Source organism: Syntrophorhabdaceae bacterium, from assembly GCA_028713955.1.
Classification (GTDB): Bacteria; Desulfobacterota; Syntrophorhabdia; order Syntrophorhabdales; family Syntrophorhabdaceae; genus UBA5609.
Genome location: JAQTNJ010000356.1, coordinates 1 through 2,644, shown reverse-complemented (window position 1 = coordinate 2,644; position 2,644 = coordinate 1). Strand labels below are relative to the sequence as shown.

5 protein-coding genes are annotated in these 2,644 nt (G+C 43.7%); all 5 read left to right on the top strand.

From position 1 onward, the window contains the following. Positions 1–119: 119 nt before the first annotated feature. Complete coding sequence (locus PHU49_16975; protein MDD5245702.1) at positions 120–1,034, top strand: hypothetical protein; 915 nt, start codon at positions 120–122, stop codon at positions 1,032–1,034. A 10-nt stretch (positions 1,035–1,044) separates the two neighbouring features. Continuing rightward, positions 1,045–1,374: a hypothetical protein gene (locus PHU49_16970; protein MDD5245701.1), complete on the top strand. Its 330-nt coding sequence runs from the start codon at positions 1,045–1,047 to the stop codon at positions 1,372–1,374. A 40-nt stretch (positions 1,375–1,414) separates the two neighbouring features. Beyond that, positions 1,415–1,624, top strand: a complete 210-nt coding sequence (locus tag PHU49_16965) for a hypothetical protein (protein MDD5245700.1) — start codon at positions 1,415–1,417, stop codon at positions 1,622–1,624. Further along, positions 1,608–2,180 carry a response regulator gene (locus tag PHU49_16960; protein MDD5245699.1) on the top strand — a complete coding sequence of 191 codons (573 nt, stop codon included), beginning with the start codon at positions 1,608–1,610 and terminating at the stop codon, positions 2,178–2,180. The genes PHU49_16965 and PHU49_16960 overlap by 17 nt, the downstream gene beginning before the upstream one ends. A 50-nt stretch (positions 2,181–2,230) precedes the next feature. Next, the coding region (locus PHU49_16955; protein ID MDD5245698.1) for a response regulator at positions 2,231–2,644 on the top strand (414 nt) is incomplete at its 3' end.

The window sequence follows — 2,644 nt, the reverse complement described above, 5'->3', positions numbered from 1 at the left end:
ACAGGTTGTAGATGGTGATACAAAGGCAGTTGTAAAACAGTTCCCTCCGGAACAGCTCATAAGTTTCATGAGAAAATTTCAGGAAATTATAGGATTGATCATTAACGAGAAAGCATAAAATGATCGACGGCATATATGGTGCATCATTTTTTCTGCGTAAATTGCTCGACAATAAAAGCTGTATTGATTTGCAGAATCACCCGCCATCCGCTGAGGACGAAACTCCGGGATGCGGCTTAACCTCTGAAATTCAATTATCGTATTCGGCCAGATTAAAGGCAAAGATCGAATATATCAAAGATTATATGCTTGCCAATGATCTTGCGGATCATCGTGGCCATACCGTATCTCTGAACCAATACGGGCCGGATATTCATACAGACCAGGCGGCATCACCAGATGAAGAGGCAACTGCCGGTGCCGGAAGCGGTTCCTCAACTATCAGCTCAAATCAGTTGCCGGCAGGGAATGGCGATGAAGGCGTTTCAATATTCATAAAAAAGATAGCAGGATTTGCCGAACATATGAATGAATTATTGTCTCTACTCGGCGAAACGGATGATTCCATGGAAAAGAATGACAGGGCAGCTCAGGAAGCAACAAAGAGTGTTCGTATGCCGGAAAAACATACCATACCGTCAAAGGCGGTTTTCACTGAAATGGCTGGTAATCTCGAGGAACAGGCCATGCCGTCAGGTATAAAGATCAGCAATGAAGGGTTGTTGAGCGTTGACGAGGAGACCCTCAGCCGGTTTTTGTCTTCAAAGGGAGATGAAGGTATATCCATTGTAAAATCTTTTACTAATGTTTTTTATGACAGGATGCTGATGTGTCCTGGCGCAGGGCCCCAGGCGCTCCCCGTCGTAAGTGATTATAACAACCGGCATACCGTAAATAATACTGATGGCCGGATCAATGCCCGGCTGGAAGAAAAAAGGCAGGAACTTGAGAAGAAGATGAACGTCCTGCAGATGCTTATTGAAAGTTCGAAGGTGTTGAAAGAGGAGTTTGCGAAACAACTTTTCGTTGTGTAAGGTCCAGGGAATGGATGAAAAGATAGATATGGATTTTGCTGAATGGACTATATGGGCATTGAAGGAAAAGGATATTGACAGATTTATAAAGCTGCTTATGGAAAGAGAAGAGTTTTCAAAAAAACTCTGCAAGAAAGCGCATATCATGTCCCCGGACGAGGCGAAGGACGCCCTTAAAAGAGAAGAGGAGGTCCTGACCAGACTTGAAAGTGAAAAAACCCGGGTTATCCATGAGTTGGACGAGTTGTCGTTATGCGTGAAGGCTGTCCGGGCATATAAAGCACGATTCCCGATCCCGCCTATGCCGGATTATTTCATCAATAAAAATAAATTTACTTAAGTCCTGAGCGTTTTGTTCGATAACCTGTTGTGGAGAAAGCATGACGATATCGGACTACCAGATAAGCAACGTCATCCGCACATATATGAAAAACATGAAGGTCAGGGTCAAGCAGGTTGACAAGGATCACGAAAGCATTGTCCGTGATGACGAGGTGGCGATCTCACAGGAAGGCATGAAAAGGATGCTCTTCGAGCGAATCGGTGAGCATACGACGGAAAGACTCAGGAAATATGAACAAGAACAATGAAAACATACGTATCCTCATTGTGGATGATAATAAGGACCTGAGGGAGATAATCGAAGAATATCTCAAGGATGGAGGTGATGTAACGGAGGGCGCTGATAATGGGAAAGATGCCTTGCAGAAGCACAACCGGAATCCTTATGACCTTATTATTACCGACTTGAATATGCCTGAGTTGACGGGAATAGAATTAATGAAAACCATCCGGAAAGATACGGATATGACCGAGTTCATTATTATTACCGGTTATGCCTCTATCGATAGCGCTGTAGAAGCGATAAAGATAGGGGCATACGACTATATTGTAAAGCCCTTCAGGATGGAAGAGCTCAAGGTGGTTGTCAAGAATGCGAGGGATAAGATCAAGCTGAAAAAGATAAATACGCAGCTTTTCGAGAGACTAAAAAGTTTTTATAATGAGATCGAGCGGTATTCACAGCAGACCGGCGACACAGAGACCATCAGTTTGGAAGAGGAGAATCTCAATAATACAGAAAGACTTGTCAACGAGATAAGGAACCTTGAAATGCTTCGTAGAAGCAGACTCTTTATCGATTAAGCGGGTGTCGCAGATATGTAAAAGTCGAAAGTCAGGGAAGTATTTATTAAATGATTGAAGGCTCTAAAATACTTTTGGTTGATGATAGTCCTGAGATTATCGAGGTCCTCGGGGATTTTTTCGCATTAAACGGTTGTCACGTCCACAAGGCATATACCGGTAACCAGGCCCTGGAGACACTCAGTAAAGAGGATATAGAGGTTGTTATCCTTGACGTAAACCTGCCTGACGTGAACGGTATCACGCTTTTGGACACAATCAAGGTTAATACCCCTGCTGCCGCGGTAATCATGGCAACCGGTTTCTATGACCCGAATTTTATTGTCGATGCGATGAAGAAAGGCGCATCCGATTTTTTAATAAAGCCCTTTGAGCTGGACAAGCTCATGCTGGTCATGATGAGGGTTCTGAGAGAACGGAAGCTCCTGATAGAGAAGGAAAACATACTTTCCAGTCTCGAAGAT

What these genes read in the sequence shown, in the direction of transcription:
- PHU49_16975 (MDD5245702.1), top strand. Translation starts at nt 120, where the DNA reads ATGATCGACGGCATATATGGTGCATCATTTTTTCTGCGTAAATTGCTC.
- PHU49_16970 (MDD5245701.1), top strand. Translation starts at nt 1,045, where the DNA reads ATGGATGAAAAGATAGATATGGATTTTGCTGAATGGACTATATGGGCA.
- PHU49_16965 (MDD5245700.1), top strand. Translation starts at nt 1,415, where the DNA reads ATGACGATATCGGACTACCAGATAAGCAACGTCATCCGCACATATATG.
- PHU49_16960 (MDD5245699.1), top strand. Translation starts at nt 1,608, where the DNA reads ATGAACAAGAACAATGAAAACATACGTATCCTCATTGTGGATGATAAT.